12 protein-coding genes are annotated in these 13,894 nt (G+C 77.0%); 6 read left to right on the plus strand and 6 right to left on the minus strand.

What is annotated here, in order from left to right; translation table 11 throughout:
* Window positions 1-15: 15 nt before the first annotated feature.
* A complete protein-coding gene (locus ACFYXU_RS26165; protein ID WP_329852005.1) occupies window positions 16-402 on the minus strand; it encodes a VOC family protein in 387 nt (128 codons plus the stop codon).
* Window positions 403-548: 146 nt separating this feature from the next.
* Here ACFYXU_RS26165 and ACFYXU_RS26170 point away from each other — a divergent pair, with 146 nt between their 5' ends.
* The 3 genes from ACFYXU_RS26170 to ACFYXU_RS26180 are packed head-to-tail and all read left to right on the plus strand — an operon-like array spanning window position 549 to window position 2,841.
* Window positions 549-1,184 carry an ATP-binding cassette domain-containing protein gene (locus ACFYXU_RS26170; protein ID WP_389460206.1) on the plus strand — a complete coding sequence of 212 codons (636 nt, stop codon included), beginning with the start codon at window positions 549-551 and terminating at the stop codon, window positions 1,182-1,184.
* On the plus strand, window positions 1,181-2,089 hold the full coding sequence (locus ACFYXU_RS26175; protein ID WP_389460208.1) for a metal ABC transporter permease: 909 nt from the start codon (window positions 1,181-1,183) through the stop codon (window positions 2,087-2,089). The genes ACFYXU_RS26170 and ACFYXU_RS26175 overlap by 4 nt, the downstream gene beginning before the upstream one ends.
* Window positions 2,038-2,841 (plus strand): ABC transporter substrate-binding protein, encoded by an 804-nt coding sequence (locus ACFYXU_RS26180; RefSeq protein WP_389460210.1) that lies wholly within the window; start codon window positions 2,038-2,040, stop codon window positions 2,839-2,841. Before ACFYXU_RS26175 ends, ACFYXU_RS26180 begins: the two co-directional genes overlap by 52 nt.
* 105 nt (window positions 2,842-2,946) lie before the next feature.
* Here the strand turns inward: ACFYXU_RS26180 and ACFYXU_RS26185 are convergent, their stop codons facing one another.
* Together ACFYXU_RS26185 and ACFYXU_RS26190 are read right to left on the minus strand one after the other, a co-directional pair.
* Window positions 2,947-4,920, minus strand: coding sequence for a class I adenylate-forming enzyme family protein (locus ACFYXU_RS26185; RefSeq protein WP_389460212.1), 1,974 nt, complete (start codon window positions 4,918-4,920; stop codon window positions 2,947-2,949).
* Window positions 4,917-6,722 carry a CoA transferase gene (locus ACFYXU_RS26190; RefSeq protein WP_389460214.1) on the minus strand — a complete coding sequence of 602 codons (1,806 nt, stop codon included), beginning with the start codon at window positions 6,720-6,722 and terminating at the stop codon, window positions 4,917-4,919. Before ACFYXU_RS26190 ends, ACFYXU_RS26185 begins: the two co-directional genes overlap by 4 nt.
* A gap of 154 nt (window positions 6,723-6,876) precedes the next feature.
* Between ACFYXU_RS26190 and ACFYXU_RS26195 the strand changes: the two genes are divergently transcribed.
* Complete coding sequence (locus tag ACFYXU_RS26195; protein WP_389460216.1) at window positions 6,877-8,043, plus strand: acyl-CoA dehydrogenase family protein; 1,167 nt, start codon at window positions 6,877-6,879, stop codon at window positions 8,041-8,043.
* A 98-nt stretch (window positions 8,044-8,141) separates the two neighbouring features.
* On the opposite strand, the gene ACFYXU_RS26200 is transcribed toward ACFYXU_RS26195, so the two are convergent.
* Both ACFYXU_RS26200 and ACFYXU_RS26205 read right to left on the minus strand, forming a co-directional pair.
* The gene (locus ACFYXU_RS26200; protein WP_389460218.1) at window positions 8,142-9,230 is read right to left on the minus strand and encodes a sugar ABC transporter permease; all 1,089 of its coding nucleotides are present in this window, start codon (window positions 9,228-9,230) and stop codon (window positions 8,142-8,144) included.
* Between the two features lie 174 nt (window positions 9,231-9,404).
* The gene (locus ACFYXU_RS26205) at window positions 9,405-10,544 is read right to left on the minus strand and encodes an MFS transporter (protein WP_389460554.1); all 1,140 of its coding nucleotides are present in this window, start codon (window positions 10,542-10,544) and stop codon (window positions 9,405-9,407) included.
* Window positions 10,545-10,834: 290 nt separating this feature from the next.
* On the opposite strand from ACFYXU_RS26205, the gene ACFYXU_RS26210 reads away from it, so the two are divergent.
* Window positions 10,835-11,620: a hypothetical protein gene (locus tag ACFYXU_RS26210; RefSeq protein ID WP_389460220.1), complete on the plus strand. Its 786-nt coding sequence runs from the start codon at window positions 10,835-10,837 to the stop codon at window positions 11,618-11,620.
* 135 nt (window positions 11,621-11,755) lie between these two features.
* Window positions 11,756-12,457 carry a sigma-70 family RNA polymerase sigma factor gene (locus ACFYXU_RS26215; RefSeq protein WP_389460222.1) on the plus strand — a complete coding sequence of 234 codons (702 nt, stop codon included), beginning with the start codon at window positions 11,756-11,758 and terminating at the stop codon, window positions 12,455-12,457.
* Window positions 12,458-12,520: 63 nt separating this feature from the next.
* Here ACFYXU_RS26215 and ACFYXU_RS26220 read toward each other — a convergent pair whose 3' ends face one another.
* Window positions 12,521-13,768 (minus strand): serine hydrolase domain-containing protein, encoded by a 1,248-nt coding sequence (locus ACFYXU_RS26220; protein WP_389460224.1) that lies wholly within the window; start codon window positions 13,766-13,768, stop codon window positions 12,521-12,523.
* Window positions 13,769-13,894: the final 126 nt, after the last annotated feature.

The raw sequence follows: 13,894 nt of genomic DNA on the forward strand, positions 1-13,894 counted from the left end.
CGCCTCCCCGGCGGATCAGGGCAGCTGCACGATCTGGATCAGGTTGCCGCAGGTGTCGTCCAGGACCGCCGTGACGACCGGCCCCGCCTCCGTCGGCTCCTGGGTGAAGCGGACCCCGAGGGAGCTCAGCCGCTCGTACTCCGCGCGGACGTCGTCCACGGCGAAGGACGTGGCCGGGATGCCGTCCGCGAGCAGGGCGTGCGCGTACGCCCTGGCGGCGGGGTGCGCGTCCGGCTCCAGGAGCAGCTCGGTGCCCTCGGGGGCGTCCGGCGACACCACGGTCAGCCAGCGGTAGTCGCCGAGCGGCACCTCCGTCTTCTTCACGAAGCCCAGCTTCTCCGTGTAGAAGCCGAGGGCCTTGTCCTGGTCGTCGACGAAGACGCTGGTCACGTGGATCCGCATGCCGTTCTCCTCCTGAGTGCGGGGCTGAGCCCCCGACACAACCATCTGCCCGCCGCCGCGCGGGAACCCGACACGCCCCGCGTACGACTCCTCCAGGACCGACGGCCCCGGCGGAGGGCCCGGCGGGACGCGAACGGGACGGGTGGATGGGCGGACTGGACATACGGATGCGCGGGTTCTCCTGCCGGCACGGCCGCAGCGAGACGGTCGGCGGGGTCGACCTGGACGTCGCCGCGGGTGAGCGCGTCGCGCTGACCGGCACGAACGGGTCCGGCAAGACGACCCTGCTGCGCGCCGTCCTCGGCCTGCACCGGCAGGTCGCCGGGACCGTCGAGGTCGGGGGCCGCGAGGCCCGCTCGGCGGCCGGCTGGGCGTGGCGGCGCCGGGCCTGCGCCTGGATCCCGCAGAAACCGGCCGTGGGCCGCTTCCCCCTGCTCGGCGAGGAGCTCCTCGCCAGCGGCTCCGGTCCCGCCGCGGCGGCTGAGGCGGCGGAGCTGCTGGGCGTGGCGGGCCTCGCCCGGCGGTCGCTCGACACGCTCTCCGGCGGGCAGTTGCAGCGCATGTACGTGGCGAGGGCGGTCGGCGCCGTGGCCGCGGGGGCGGGCGTGCTGCTCGCCGACGAACCGACCGCCGCCCTCGACTTCGACGGGCAGGAGGAGGCCGCCGACCTGCTCACCGCGCTCCCCGTCACGCTGGTGGTGGTGACGCACGACCGGGCCCTCGCCGCGCGCTGCGACCGGGTCCTGGAGATGGCGGCCGGACGCCTCCGGGAGGTCCGGTGAGCGCGGGACCCGTGTCCGCGCCGGCAGGGACGGTGCTCGCCTCCGCCGACCTCGGCACCCTGCTCCAGCTCGTCCCCGTGCAGCGGGCCGGGCTGGCACTGCTCGTCGCGGCGATCGCCCTGCCGGTGGTCGGCGTCGTGATCGTCGGCCTGGACATCATGCCGGTGCGGTTCGCGATGATGCACGTGGCGCTGCTCGGGATCGCGGTCGGCCTGGTCACCGGGATCGACCCGATGGTCTGCGCCCTGGTCGCCTGCGCGCTCTCCGGAGCCGGGATCGCCCCGCTGGCCCGCACGCCCGGCGGACTCTCCGGCGCCATGGGCCTGTTGATGAGCCTGGCCATCGCCGCGGCGCTGCTGGTGCTCGCCGTGTCGGGGGTCAACGCCTCGGGCGCCTTCGCGCTGCTCTGGGGCTCCATCCTGTCCGTCGGCACTCCGGACCTCGTCGTCCTCGGCGTGCTCGCCGTCGTCGTGCCCGGACTCTTCTGGTGGCGGCGGCGCGAGATCGGGCTGCTGCTGTACGACCGGGAGCTCGCCGAGTGCTCGGGCGTCCCCGTCCGGGCGCTCACGACGGCCCTCCTGGTGCTGGTGGCCGTCGCGGTGGCCGGTGCCATCCGGCTCACCGGGGCGCTGCTCGTCGACGCCCTGACCCTGCTTCCCGCGCTGGCCGCCCGGCGGCTCGGCGGCTCGCTGAGGTCGATCACCCTGTGGGCGATCGGCATCGGGGTGGCGGTCAATCTGACCGGCTTCCTCGTGGCCCTGCGGCTGGACTGGCCGCCGGGACCGGTCCTCGTCCTGACGGCGGGCGCGGTCGCCCTCGCCGTCCATCTGCTCCCCGAACGGAGAAACCGCTCATGGCGCGCACCCGCGTCCACATCGCTTCCCTCGGCCCGCTCCTCGCACTGAGCGCCGCGCTCCTGTTCACCGCGGGCTGCGGTGGGCAGGCCCCGGCCCGGTCGTCCGACGGGACGGGGGCCGCCGGTCCGTCGGTCGTCGTGACGACGACCTGGGAGGGCGCGTTCGCCCGGGCCGCGGGCGCCGAGGACGTCACGGTCATCGTCCCCCGCTCGGTGCACCACGCACCCGACTACGACCCGAAGCCCTCGGACCTCGCGGCGGTCGCCGGGGCGGACTTCGTGCTGTACGCGCCCTTCGAGCCGTACGCCGGAAAGATCAAGGAGGCCGCCGGGTCGAAGGCGAGGCTCGTGGAGGTGAACCTCGACAACGACCCGGACCGCGTACGGGCCGAAGTGACGCGGCTCGCCGGGCTGTTCGGCACCGGGAACGCGGCGGCGGCGTGGCGGAAGGGCTTCGACCGCGAGTACGACCGGCTCGGCGGGGAGCTGAAGGCCGCCTGGCCGGGCGGCCGGAGCCCCGTCGTCGTCACCCAGGTCTTCACCGCGTGGTCGGCGAAGCTGGCGGGCGTCACACCGGTCGGCACGTACGGGCCCGAGGCCGTCACCCCCGCGCAGCTGGCGGAACTGTCCGCCCGGAAGCCGGGGTTCGTCCTGGACAACGCCCACATGTCCACCGGGACGGTCCTGCCGGACTCCGGCGCCGAGCAGGTGGAGATCGTCAACTACCCGGACGAGAGCCTGGATCTGGTGGAGGTGTACCGGGGGGCCGCCGCCGAGCTGAAGAAGGCGCTGGGGTCGTAGGGGTCCGCAGGTGGCCGCCGGTCCGCCACGAGGGGCCAGGTGACCGGTGTCACCGGGCCCCTTCGCGTGGGGCCTCGTCGCACGGCGCCGCGCGAGGCCCCGGCGTCATTGGGCCCGTTCGCGTCGGGCGGCGGCGCGCGAGAACTCGCACGTCGCTACCGGCCCGGGCTCGGCCGTCGCCGCTCGGTGGGCGAGGGCCGCGCGGTCGGGCTTGCCCGCGGCCGTGAGGGGCAGTTCGGCGACGACGAGCAGCCGTTCGGGGTGCTTGCGCGGTTCGAGGCCAAGACCCGTCAGGAACGCGCCGAGAGTGTCGAGGGCGGGCGCGGGGCCGTCGCCCGCGGGCACGACACAGGCCGCGAGCCGCTCCCCCATCAGCGGGTCCGGGACCCCGACGCAGACCACGTCCCGGATCCGGGGATGTCCGGCGAGCGCGCGCTCCACCTCCGCCGGGCTGATGTTGGCGCCGCCCCGGATGACGACGTCCTTGAGCCGCCCGACCACGTGCAGCAGGCCGTCGGCGTCGAGGAGGCCGAGGTCCCCGGTACGGACCCAGCCGTCCTCCGTGCGGTGGCGGGCGTCGAGTTCGGGCGCGCCCACGTAGCAGAGCGGGGTCATCGGCCCCCGGGACAGGATCTCGCCGACGGCTCCGTCCGGGAGGGGCCGGTGGGTGTCGGGGTCGGCGATGCGGATGTCCGTGACCCGGGGGTCGGGGCGTCCCGCGAGGACACCGGTGCCGTCGGCGGGCGGCAGGGCCTCGCCGAGCCCGGTGTGGCAGTTGACGCCGTCGGCGGAGCCGTACAGGTTGACCACCGCGCAGCCGAAGGCCTCGGCCGCCGCCCCGGCCGTCCGCGCGTCGAGCGGGGCGCCGCCGAGCACCAGCGCGGTGGGAGCCGGCGGCGGATCCGTGCCGGCCGGCTCCCGTTCCAGGCGCTCCAGCATCATGCGGACCATCGTGGGGACGCCGAGGACGTGGGTCGGCGCGTGCGCGCGGATCGCGGCGAGCGCCGCGTCCGGGGTGAAGTGGTCCAGCAGGACGAGGGTTCCGCCGTGCCGGGCGAGCGTCACGGCGGTGCCGTTGGAGCCGAACGCCGACGCGAGCGGGACGAGGAACAGGCAGCGCGGCGGGGTCCCGTCGGGGATCAGCGAGGCCAGGAAGTTGCCCCGGCCGCCGGCGAGGGCGTTGTGCGAGTACGCGACCATCTTCGGCTCCGCCTCGGAGCCGGACGAGACCAGGATCCGGGCGGCGGACTCGGGGTCGGGCCGGGCGGGCGCGAATCCGGTGGCGTCGGTGCGCAGGAGGCGGGCCAGCGGCACGGTCCCCCCGGGCGCGGGGCCCGGCCCGGCGGCGACGACGTGCCGCAGGGCGGGCAGCGCGGTCCGCAGGGCGTGCAGGTCGGCGGCGGGGTGCGCGCCGCGGTGGGCGGTGGCGGCGAGGACGGCGACGGCGCGGGCCCGGCCGAGCAGGCTCTCGGCCTCCCGTACGCCGCGTCCCACCGGGAACGGCAGGGCGACGGCGCCGAGGGCGGCGAGCGCCAGGTCGGCGACGACGGCGTCGCGGTGGTTGGGGAGCTGGACGCCGACGACATCGCCCGGCCCGATGCCGAGCCCGGCGAGCCCGGCGGCGAGACAGCGGGCCCCGCGGTCGAGGGCGGCGTAGCTGAGCGCGCCCTCGGCGTCGAGGAGGGCCGTGCGGTGCGGTTCGGCGATCCGGCGCGCGCGGAACAGGCCGTACAGATCGAGGTCGGGACAACTGCCGTCGGCCGCCCAGGCGCGGCGCAGGGCGGCGGGGAGCAGATCCCGCAGCACGAGACGCTCGGCGGCGGGTGCGGAGGGGGCGTCGGGCGGCGCCGGGAGCGCTCCGGCCTCGGCGGCGGGTGCGGCGACCCCGGGCGGCGATGACGAAGGCACCCCGGCCTCGGCGGCGGGAGCGGCGACGCCGTCGGGCGGCGCCGGGAGCGCTCCGGCGCGCGTCCCCGGCGCCGGGGGTGTCCGTGCTTCAGGGGGCTGCGGTGCCGTCGGGCCTCGGGTGGGTGTCGGGGGCGTCTCGACGGGGTGCGGCGTGATCCGGTGAGGGGTCATGCGTGGCTCCAGGGGTCGGGGACGGCGGGGGCGCCGTGCGCGTCCCGGCCGATCGGGCCGGACAGACGCGGGTCGTGGTGCAGCTCGTTCAGGTCGGTCGTGACGCGGGTCGCGGCCAGTCCGTGCCGGTCCAGCTGCTCCAGGGCCTCCCGGGTGGAGAGCTCCGTCAGGTCGTACGCGGCGGCGGCCGGGGCGCAGGCGTCGGTGGCGGCGACCCAGCCCTCGGCGGTGCGCGAGGGGTGCCGGAAGCCGCGCGGGCGGCGCGGGTCGTGCCCCCGCCGGGCCCGGTCGAGCGCGGGCCGGGTGAGGGTGTCGGCGGCGCCGAGCAGCGAGGAGTCGACGCGGACGCCCCGCCCGGTGCGTTCACGGAGCAGCAGGCCCGCGAGGACCGCCTCGGCGCCGAGGAGCCCGCCGAGGACGTCGAGGAGCGTCATGAGGGACGGCGCGGGCGGTTCCCCCGCCGGGCGGACGGCCTCGCCGGTGCCGGTGCGGGCCTGGACCATGAAGTCCGTGCCCAGGGGGGCGTCCTCGATCCGGTCGGCCCAGCCGCTGGTGTAGGCGTGCACGAGCGCGGGGTTGACGGCGGCCAGGTCCTCGGCGTCGAGGCCGAGCGCGGCGGCCTTGCCGGGCGCCCAGTTGTGCAGGAACACATCGGCTCCGGCGGCCAGTTCCCGCAGCCGGCCTCGCTCGCGCTCCGACGTGATGTCGATCTCGACGGCCTCCTTGCCCCGGTTGAGCGCCAGCCAGCGGGCGGAGACGCCGGAGCAGGCGGGTGGCATCCCGCGCAGGGGGTCGCCGCCCGGCGGCTCGATCCGGATCACCTCGGCGCCGAGCAGTCCGAGCAGGTGCGCGGCGAGCGGCGCCTGGATCCGCCGCCCCGCCTCCAGGACGGTGAGACCGGTGAGGGGGCGTCCGGCCGCCGGGCGGGCGGTCTCCGTCGTCCGGGGGGACACCCGGCCCGGTCCGAGGAGCCGGAGGGCCCACGGGTCCGCCCCGTCGTCCTCCCCGGCGCGCTCGGCGAGCGTGCGCAAGGGGCACACCTGGGCGCCGGACAGGGCGGCTGCGCGTCGGAGGCGCTCCATCGGGTGGGCCAGGGTCACGACGTGCAGGGCGGCGGGGAAGGGCGCGCAGGCGGTGGCGTAGCGGAACTGGAAGGGCCGCCATCCGTCGCGTATCGCGGCGGCGGGGGCGCCGAGGGCCCGCCAGAAGGCGGCCCAGGCGCCCGGGTCGAGCGTCTCCAGCTCGAACGTCACTCCGTCGGCTGAGGTGAAGGGCGGTCCGCCCGGGGTGAGTTCGGCGGCCTCCGCCTCGTCGGCCCCGGCGGCGGCGAGGTACTGGGAGACGACGAGGAGTCCGGCCCGGTCGGCACTGGTGGTGAGGGTCCCGGACGACCCGCCGCCGCGCGCCCGGCCGATGAGGTCCGCGAGCAGGCCCTGCACGGTGAGGACGCCGGTGGCGGTGGCCAGGTAGTCGGCGGCGAGCCCGCGCGGGGCCCCCTCGCGCCGCCCGTGGACGCCCATGACGCCGGTCGCCGCCTGGACGGTGGCCTCGTCGACCAGGCCGGAGCCGGGCGGGCCCCAGCGGGTGCGGGCCGTGACGGGGGCGAGGCCGTCGCCGGTGAGGACGGTCAGCGCTTCGTCGGCGGGCGTGGTGCCCCGTTCGTCGGTGGCCGCGTGCCGGCGCCGGGCGCCGAGCCGTCCGAGGTGGTCCTCGACGACCCGGGTCAGCGGCGGGGGTCCGGTCACGTGGAAGGCCAGGGTGTCGAGCGGCCGGACGGTCTGCGGGGTCGCTGGGGACGCCATGCCTCTCCTCTCGTCGCGCGGCGGTGGCCCGCGCTGTGGTCCGTACGGAGCGGGGAACCGCCGGGCCGGTCCGCCCGACCCCTTCCCCGGGCAGACAGTCGGACGGGTGTTCTGCCGAGTTCCCGGAGCGGGACGAGGAGAGCGGAGCGAGGGCGTGACGGTCGGCGGTGGCGCGGTGCCGGGTGCGGAGGAATGGCGCCCGAGGGTGGCGGAGTTCGTGCGGGAGCGGGTGATCCCGTACGAAGCGCGGCTCGACGCGGGCGGTGCGGACGCCTCGGCCGTGCGGACCCGGCTGCGCGCCGAGGCGCGGGAACGCGGCCTCTGGGCACTGCCGTTGCCCGCCGAGCTGGGCGGCGGCGGCCTGCCGCTGGCCGTGTACGCCCCGGTGGCGGAGGCCGAGGGCGCCAGCGACCACGGCCCGGCCGCCCTGGGTTCGGCGACGCTGCTCGACGTGACGATGCTGGCCCGGCACGCGGCGCCCGCCGTGCGGGAGGAGGTCCTGGGGCCCCTGGTCTCCGGCCGGCTGCGGACGTGTTACGCGATGACGGAGCCGGACGTCCCGGGGAGCGAACCGGTGCTCACCGCCACGCGGGCGGAGCGGCGTCCGGGCGGGGTGTGGAGGGTGACGGGCCGGAAGTGGTTCGTCTCGGGCGCGGGTGACGCGGACCTGGTGACGGTGCTCGCGCGGACGAGCGGGTCTCCGGGCGACCGGGACGGCCTGTCGCTGCTGCTGGTGCCCACGTCCGCGCCCGGGTTCCGGGTGGTGCGCGAGCTGCCGGTGCTCGGCGCCGGAGGGCAGTACGAGATCGCGTTCGACGGTGTCGTCGTCCCCGGGGACCACGTCGTCGGGGAGCCGGGCCGGGCCATCGCCGTCGCCGGGGAGCGGCTCCAGCTGGGCCGGACCCTGCGGGCGCTGCGCTGGATCGGGCAGGCCCAGCGCGCCTTCGACCTGATGTGCGCGCGGGCCCGCTCCCGCGCGGGGGTGCGGGGTCCGCTGGCCGATCAACCGCTGGTCCAGCAGCACGTGTTCGAGGCCCTGCTCGCCCTGCGGACGACCCGCCCCCTGGTGTACGAGGCGATGGAACTGGTCGCCTCGGGCCGGGACGCGCACGTGGAGACGGGTCTCGCGAAGACCGCCGCCGCCCGGACCCTCCAGTCGGTGGCGGACCGCGCCGTCCAGGTGCACGGCGCGGCGGGGCTCGGTCCCGACACGCCGCTGCCCGCGCTGCTGCGCACCGGCAGGACGGCCCGGGTGCTCGACGGTCCCGACGAGCTGCACGTGACCTCGGTCGCCCGGCGCGTCCTGCGGGCGCGGGGCTGACGCGGAGCGGGGGGCCGTGGCCCTCTCCCTCTGGCGGAGGTCCGCCCGGCGTCGGGCCGCCCCACACCCGCCGAAGGTCCGTCCGACGTCCCGCCGGCCTACACCCGCCGGAGGTCCACCCGGTCGAGCAGGGCGCCGAGGCCGAGGGCCAGGAAGAAGTCGCCCCAGACGAGGGCGTGGCGGACGGCCGTGCCCGAGGCGGCGTCGTAGCAGCCGTCCCGCAGCAGCCCGGCCGGGTGCGTCCCGCCCGGCCGGGCGAGGTGCCGCCGGGTCAGGTGCCGGAGGACGGACTCGGCGCGCGTGCGGTGGGCGGCCGCCTCCGGTCCGGGCAGGTGGGCCAGCTTCAGCAGGGCGACGGCGCCGATGGCGGCGGCGGAGGTGTCGAGGGGGCCGTCCGGGTGGTGGGCGCGGGCCGGCGGGACGAGCGGGCCGTCAAGGAACTCCCCCTGCTTGATGAGCAGTTCGGCGGCCTCGCGCAGTCGCTCCGGCCGCCAGAGGGTGTCTCGGGCGGGCCGGGCGCGGAGCAGCGCGTCGGCGACGGCCAGGAGCAGCCATGCCTCGCCCCGGGTCCACCCGGGCTCCGGGTCGGGGCAGGCGCGCCAGCCGCTTCCGTCCATGAACTCCCAGGCCGGGCTCGGTCGTTCGGCTGGGGCTCCGTCGAGGCACAGGTCGAGGTGGCGGTGCAGATGGCCGGCGGCCGCCGCTTCTCCGTCCGGCCCCGAGGAGGCGAGCAGCGGGACGAGGCCGGGGACGCCGTCCGCGCGGGCCCGCGCCCGGGGGCCGCCGAGCGCCGCTCCCCAGGGGACGAGTCCGAGGCCGGGGTCGTACGCGGCGAGGGCGGAGGCGGCGGCCCGCTCCCGCAGGAGCCCGGCCTCGGCGCCGCCGAGTGCCGTTCCGTACCAGAGGATCAGGCCCCGGGTCGCGGTGTCCGCCTCCGCCCAGGGCACGAGGCGGGCGGTGCACGCGGCCGCCGCCGCGCGGTCGGCCGGCTCGCCCGTGCGCAACGCCCGCAGCCGCAGCAGGCCGGCCCAGAACCCGCCGGTCCAGGAGCCCCGCCCGGTCGTGGTCCAGCGCCCGTCGACGGGGTCCGCGTACAGCGGGAAACGGTCCCCCACCTGCCGGGCCGTCTCACCGACCCCCCGCAGCACCGCGTCCCACGCCGCCTCCGCCCAGCCGAGTCCCGTCATCGCGCCGCACCCTTCCGCGTCCGGCGGTCCCGGGCCCTCTCACCGACCACCCACACCACCGCGTCCCACGCCACTTCCGTCCAGCCGAGTCCCGTCATCGCGCCGCACCCTTCCGCGTCCGGCGGTCACGAGCCGTCTCACCGTCCCACGCCGCCTCCGCCCACCCGAGCCCCGTCATCGCTCACCCTTCCCCGTCCAGCGGTCCCGGGCCGCCCAGGTCAGGGCGACCGCTCCGGCCAGGGCGAACTCGGCGGCGACCAGGCCCCAGCCGGTCCCGTACCGGCCGCTCTCGGCGAGCCGCCCGAAGAGCGGCGGCCCGAGGGCGAACCCGGCGAAGAACCCGGCGGCGACGCGGGCCGAGTCCCGCCCGGCCCGGCCCGGTGCCGAGCGCTGCATGACCAGCACCATGGAGACCGCGTTGCCGGACACCGCGCACACGCCCACCGCCACCGCGGCCACCCAGACCAGCGGTTCCGCGTACGGGGCGGCGACCAGGAGCGCCGCCGCGCCGACCGCGCCGACCGCGAGGCCGCCCGGGAGCCACTCGGCCCGGCCGGGCACGGCCGCCCGCGACCAGCCGACGCGTCCCGCGATGCCGGCGACGCCTAGCACGGCGATCAGCGCGCCTGCCACGGCCGGGCCCAGGCCGAGGCGCTGGACGCCGAACAGGACGAGGTACGTGTTCACGGACGCGATCCCGGCGCCCAGGAACAGCGAGAAGCCGGCCAGCCAGGGCACGGGTCCGCCGGACTTCCCGGCCCGCGTCCCGCCGGGCGCGGGTGCGCGGCCCGCCGGAGGCTCCGCGTCCGCCGGCAGCGACCGCCATGCCCACAGAGCGGCCAGGAGTGCCGCGCCCGCCGCCACCCCGACCGCGCCCCGCCAGCCGACGAGACCGGCCGCCGTGGCGAGCGGCAGTCCGGCGGCGAAGGCTCCGAGTTGCACGCCGGACTGCTTCGTCCCGGTCACCGCACCCCGCCGCGCGGCGGGCACGGCGGCCAGGATCGCCTGGTTGGTCGCCGGGTTGGCCAGGGCCTGCGGCACTCCGCCGAGGGCGACGGCGGCGAGCAGCAGGCCCACGCCCGGGGCGGCGGCGATGAGTCCGAGCGCCGCGGCCGAGAGCAGGAGCAGGGCGACCAGGGAGCGGCGCGGGCCGCCCCGGTCGACGATCCGGCCGCCGACGGGCGACAGCACGGCCGCCGCGCCGAACCCGACGGTCGTCGTCAGGCCCAACTCGGTCTCCGTGACGCCGAGTCGGTCGACCAGCCGGGGCCCGAGGGCGCCCAGCAGGAAGAGCTGCATCATCGAGAAGGCCATGGCGGTCGTGAGCAGCGCGGTCAGGCCCCGGCCGGGGTGTCCGTGTCCGGGCGACGCTTCCGTCGCCGTCCTCTCGGTCCTCACGCGCCTCCCCTTCCGGTGGCGGCCGAGACCCGGACGCGTCGGCCGCCGACCGGAGAAGTCGTGCCCCGCGTCGGGGGAGTTCCCGGGGTGGTCTTGTGGGACGCACCACATCTCGCGTAGGCATGTGCCGGACGGGTCGAGGGGGCGGCCCCGGCGGCCGAGGCCCGCCCGTACGCCTCCGAAAGGGGTGCAAGGATGGGCGCGCCATGACACCAGGCCGATGTTCCCGAGCCGTGCGCGCCGCGATGTTCGCGGCCGTCTGCGTGCTGCTCGCGGCCCTCGGCCACATCCTCATGTCGGGCCACGCCGTGCCCGCCCGGACGCTCGGGGCGGGTCTCGCCGGGACGCTGGTGGTCGCCTGGGCGCTGGGCGGGCGTGAGCGCGGGCTCCTGGCCGTGACCTCCGCCGCCGTCGCCGTCCAGTCCGCGCTGCACCTGGCCTTCTCGTGGTCCCAGTCGGCGGCGGGGGCGCTCCCGGCCGGCCGCGCGGGCGCGGGCCACGGCGACATGGCGATGGCCCCCATGACGATGCCTCACACGGGCATGGACCCCATGACGATGCCTCACATGGCCATGGGGTCGATGGACATGGGCCACATGGGTCACATGGACCACGGGGCGTCGGCCGCCATGGTCATGGGACACCTGACCGCGGCGCCCCCCGCCGCCGGGTCCGCCGGGCACGACATGACGGACATGACCTCCTCGGCCGGCATGCTCGCCGCCCACCTCCTCGCCGCGCTGCTCAGCGGCCTCTGGCTCGCGTACGGCGAACGGGCCGCGTTCCGTCTGCTGCGCGCCGCTCCCGCCGGGCTGCTGCGGCCGCTCGGCCTGCCGGGTCTGCTCGGGCTGCTCCTGGCGGCGGCACCCCCGGCCGCGGACCGGCCGCGGGTCCGCCGTGCGCGGCCCGGTGCCGGGCGGGTCCCCCGGCGGCTCCTCCTCGCCCGCACGCTGCTCACGAGAGGGCCTCCCCGGGCGACCGCTGTCCTCTGACAGCCGGATCCCCGGGGGCGAAGGACACCCGTGTGTCCCGCCCCGGGCATCGGCCCGCTCCTCGGCGGGCCGTACGACGCACCGGAGGCGCCCTGACGGCGCGCCGGACCCCTCTTGCCCTAAGGACCTGTGGCGATGACTCCTGCCCTGCCCTCCCCCGCCCACCCCCCGCTTGTGAAAGCACGCACAAGCTCGACGCGCGCCCTGCCCTCGGCGGAGAGCGACGCGGCGACCACCCGGCTCGCGCTGGCCGCCCGGGACGGCGGCCCCTCCCAGACCGATCTCTTCGTGCGGGCGCTGCACCGGGACGTCTGGCGGTACGTGGCGTACCTGAGCGCCGACCGGCAGGCCGCCGACGACCTCACGCAGGAGGTCTTCCTGCGGGCGCTCACCGCGCTGCCCCGCTTCGAGGGACGTTCCTCGGCGCGGACGTGGCTCCTCACCATCGCCCGTCGCACGGTCGTGGACAGCCTGCGGCGCGCGGCGGCCCGGCCCCGCCTCTCCGACCAGGACGACTGGCAGACGGCGGCCGAGCGGGCGCAGCCGCGCGGGCTTCCCGGGTTCGAGGACGGCGTCGCCCTCGCGGAGCTCCTGGCGGCGATCCCGGAGGAGCGCCGGGAGGCCTTCGTCCTGACCCAGCTCCTCGGCCTGTCCTACGCGGAGGCGGCGGAGGCGGCGGGCTGTCCGGTCGGCACGATACGGTCCCGGGTCGCCCGGGCCCGCGCCTCCCTGGTCGCGCTCCTGAGCGCGGGCGAGGAGCGCGCCCGGGCCGAACCGGCCGGGGCGGACGCCCCCGTGCGGCGGCGGCCGTCGCCCGCGCTGCCCGTCCTCGCCTGATCCGGGCCCTGGTGCCGCCGCCCGGCGGCACCAGGGTTCCTCGGGAGGCGGGGTGACGGGGGCTCAGAAGATCGCGAGGGGGTCGTTCGGTGCGAGCGCGGCGGCGATCCGCCGGGCGACCACCTCGGCCGTGTTGCCGTCGGGGGTGGTCGGGGTCTTCGTCGAGGAGACCGCGATGGCGAGCCGCTTCGACGGGAGGTACGCCTGGATCGCCGCGTACCCGGAGAACGACGGGTTCTGCAGCACCCAGCCGTTGACGACGATGACGCCGAGGCCGAAGTGCTTGGCCGGGGTCTGCTTCAGGCAGATCGACGCCGGGCAGGTGGGGCTGGCGCCGCCGAGGCCGACGGTGCCCGGGTTCAGCAGGGTGCGGTACGAGCGGGGCGAGAGGAGTTCGCCGCTGCCGATCGCCCGCGCGGAGGTGGCCAGGTCGCAGATGTCGGTGGTGATGACGGCGCCCGGTGCGGTGGTCCAGGAGGGGTTCCAGAAGGTGGACTCCTCGTAGAGGCCGCGGTCCGAGGTGAAGGCGTGCAGGACCGGGCTCGGGATGTCCGGGGTGAAGTTGTTCCGGGTGTCGCGCAGCCCGAGGGGGCCGGTGACCCGCTCCCTCACCAGGCGGTCGATCCGGGTTCCGGTGATCTTCTCCAGGGCCTGGACGAGGAGGAGGTAGTTGGCGTGCGAGTAGCTCCAGCTGGTGCCCGGCTCGTACCAGAAGGAGTGGCTGTACGGGTACGCGAGGAGCTGGTCCGGGGTCCACTGGCGGAACGGGTGCGTCTCCAGCTCGGCGCCGAAGGCCGGGTCGGTGACGTAGTCGTGGAGGCCGGTCGTGTTGGTGGCCAGCATCCGCAGGGTGATGAGGTTCGCCTTGGGGACGTCGGGGAGCCACTGCCGCACGGTGGCGTCGAGGTCGACCGTGCCGTCCTCGACGAGCTGGAGGAGGAGCGTGCCGATGTGGGCGAAGGCCACGGATCCGGCCCGGAAGTGCATGTCGGGCTCGGCGGGGACGCCGGTCATGGACTCGCCGAGGGCGTCGGTGAGGACCTCGCGTCCGTCGAGGGTCACCTTGACCTCGACGGAGTTCAGCTTGAGGTCGCTCTTGGCCTTGCGGGTGATGTCCAGGACGCGGCGGGCCTTGCCGTCCAGGGGCCGCTCGGTGCGCACGCAGTCGCGCCCGCCGGGGCCTCCGGGGCCCGCGGGGTCCTGGGCGAGGACGGGGGCGGCCGCGCCGGCCTGGACCGTGAGCGCGAGGAGGGCAGCGCAGAGCAGGGCCCTGCGGGACCGGGCCCGGGTCCGGGTGGGGGTGGGTGTCATGCCCGCACTATGTGGGGACGAACCGCCGTGCTCCGTACGAACACTCCACACATTCGGCGAACAGCATCCATGTGGGGCAGACGGAAGGGCCGGTGCCCGGAGGCACCGGCCCTTCCTCGCGGACCT

This window comes from Streptomyces sp. NPDC002232 (genome assembly GCF_042890295.1).
In the GTDB taxonomy this organism is placed as follows: domain Bacteria; phylum Actinomycetota; class Actinomycetes; order Streptomycetales; family Streptomycetaceae; genus Streptomyces.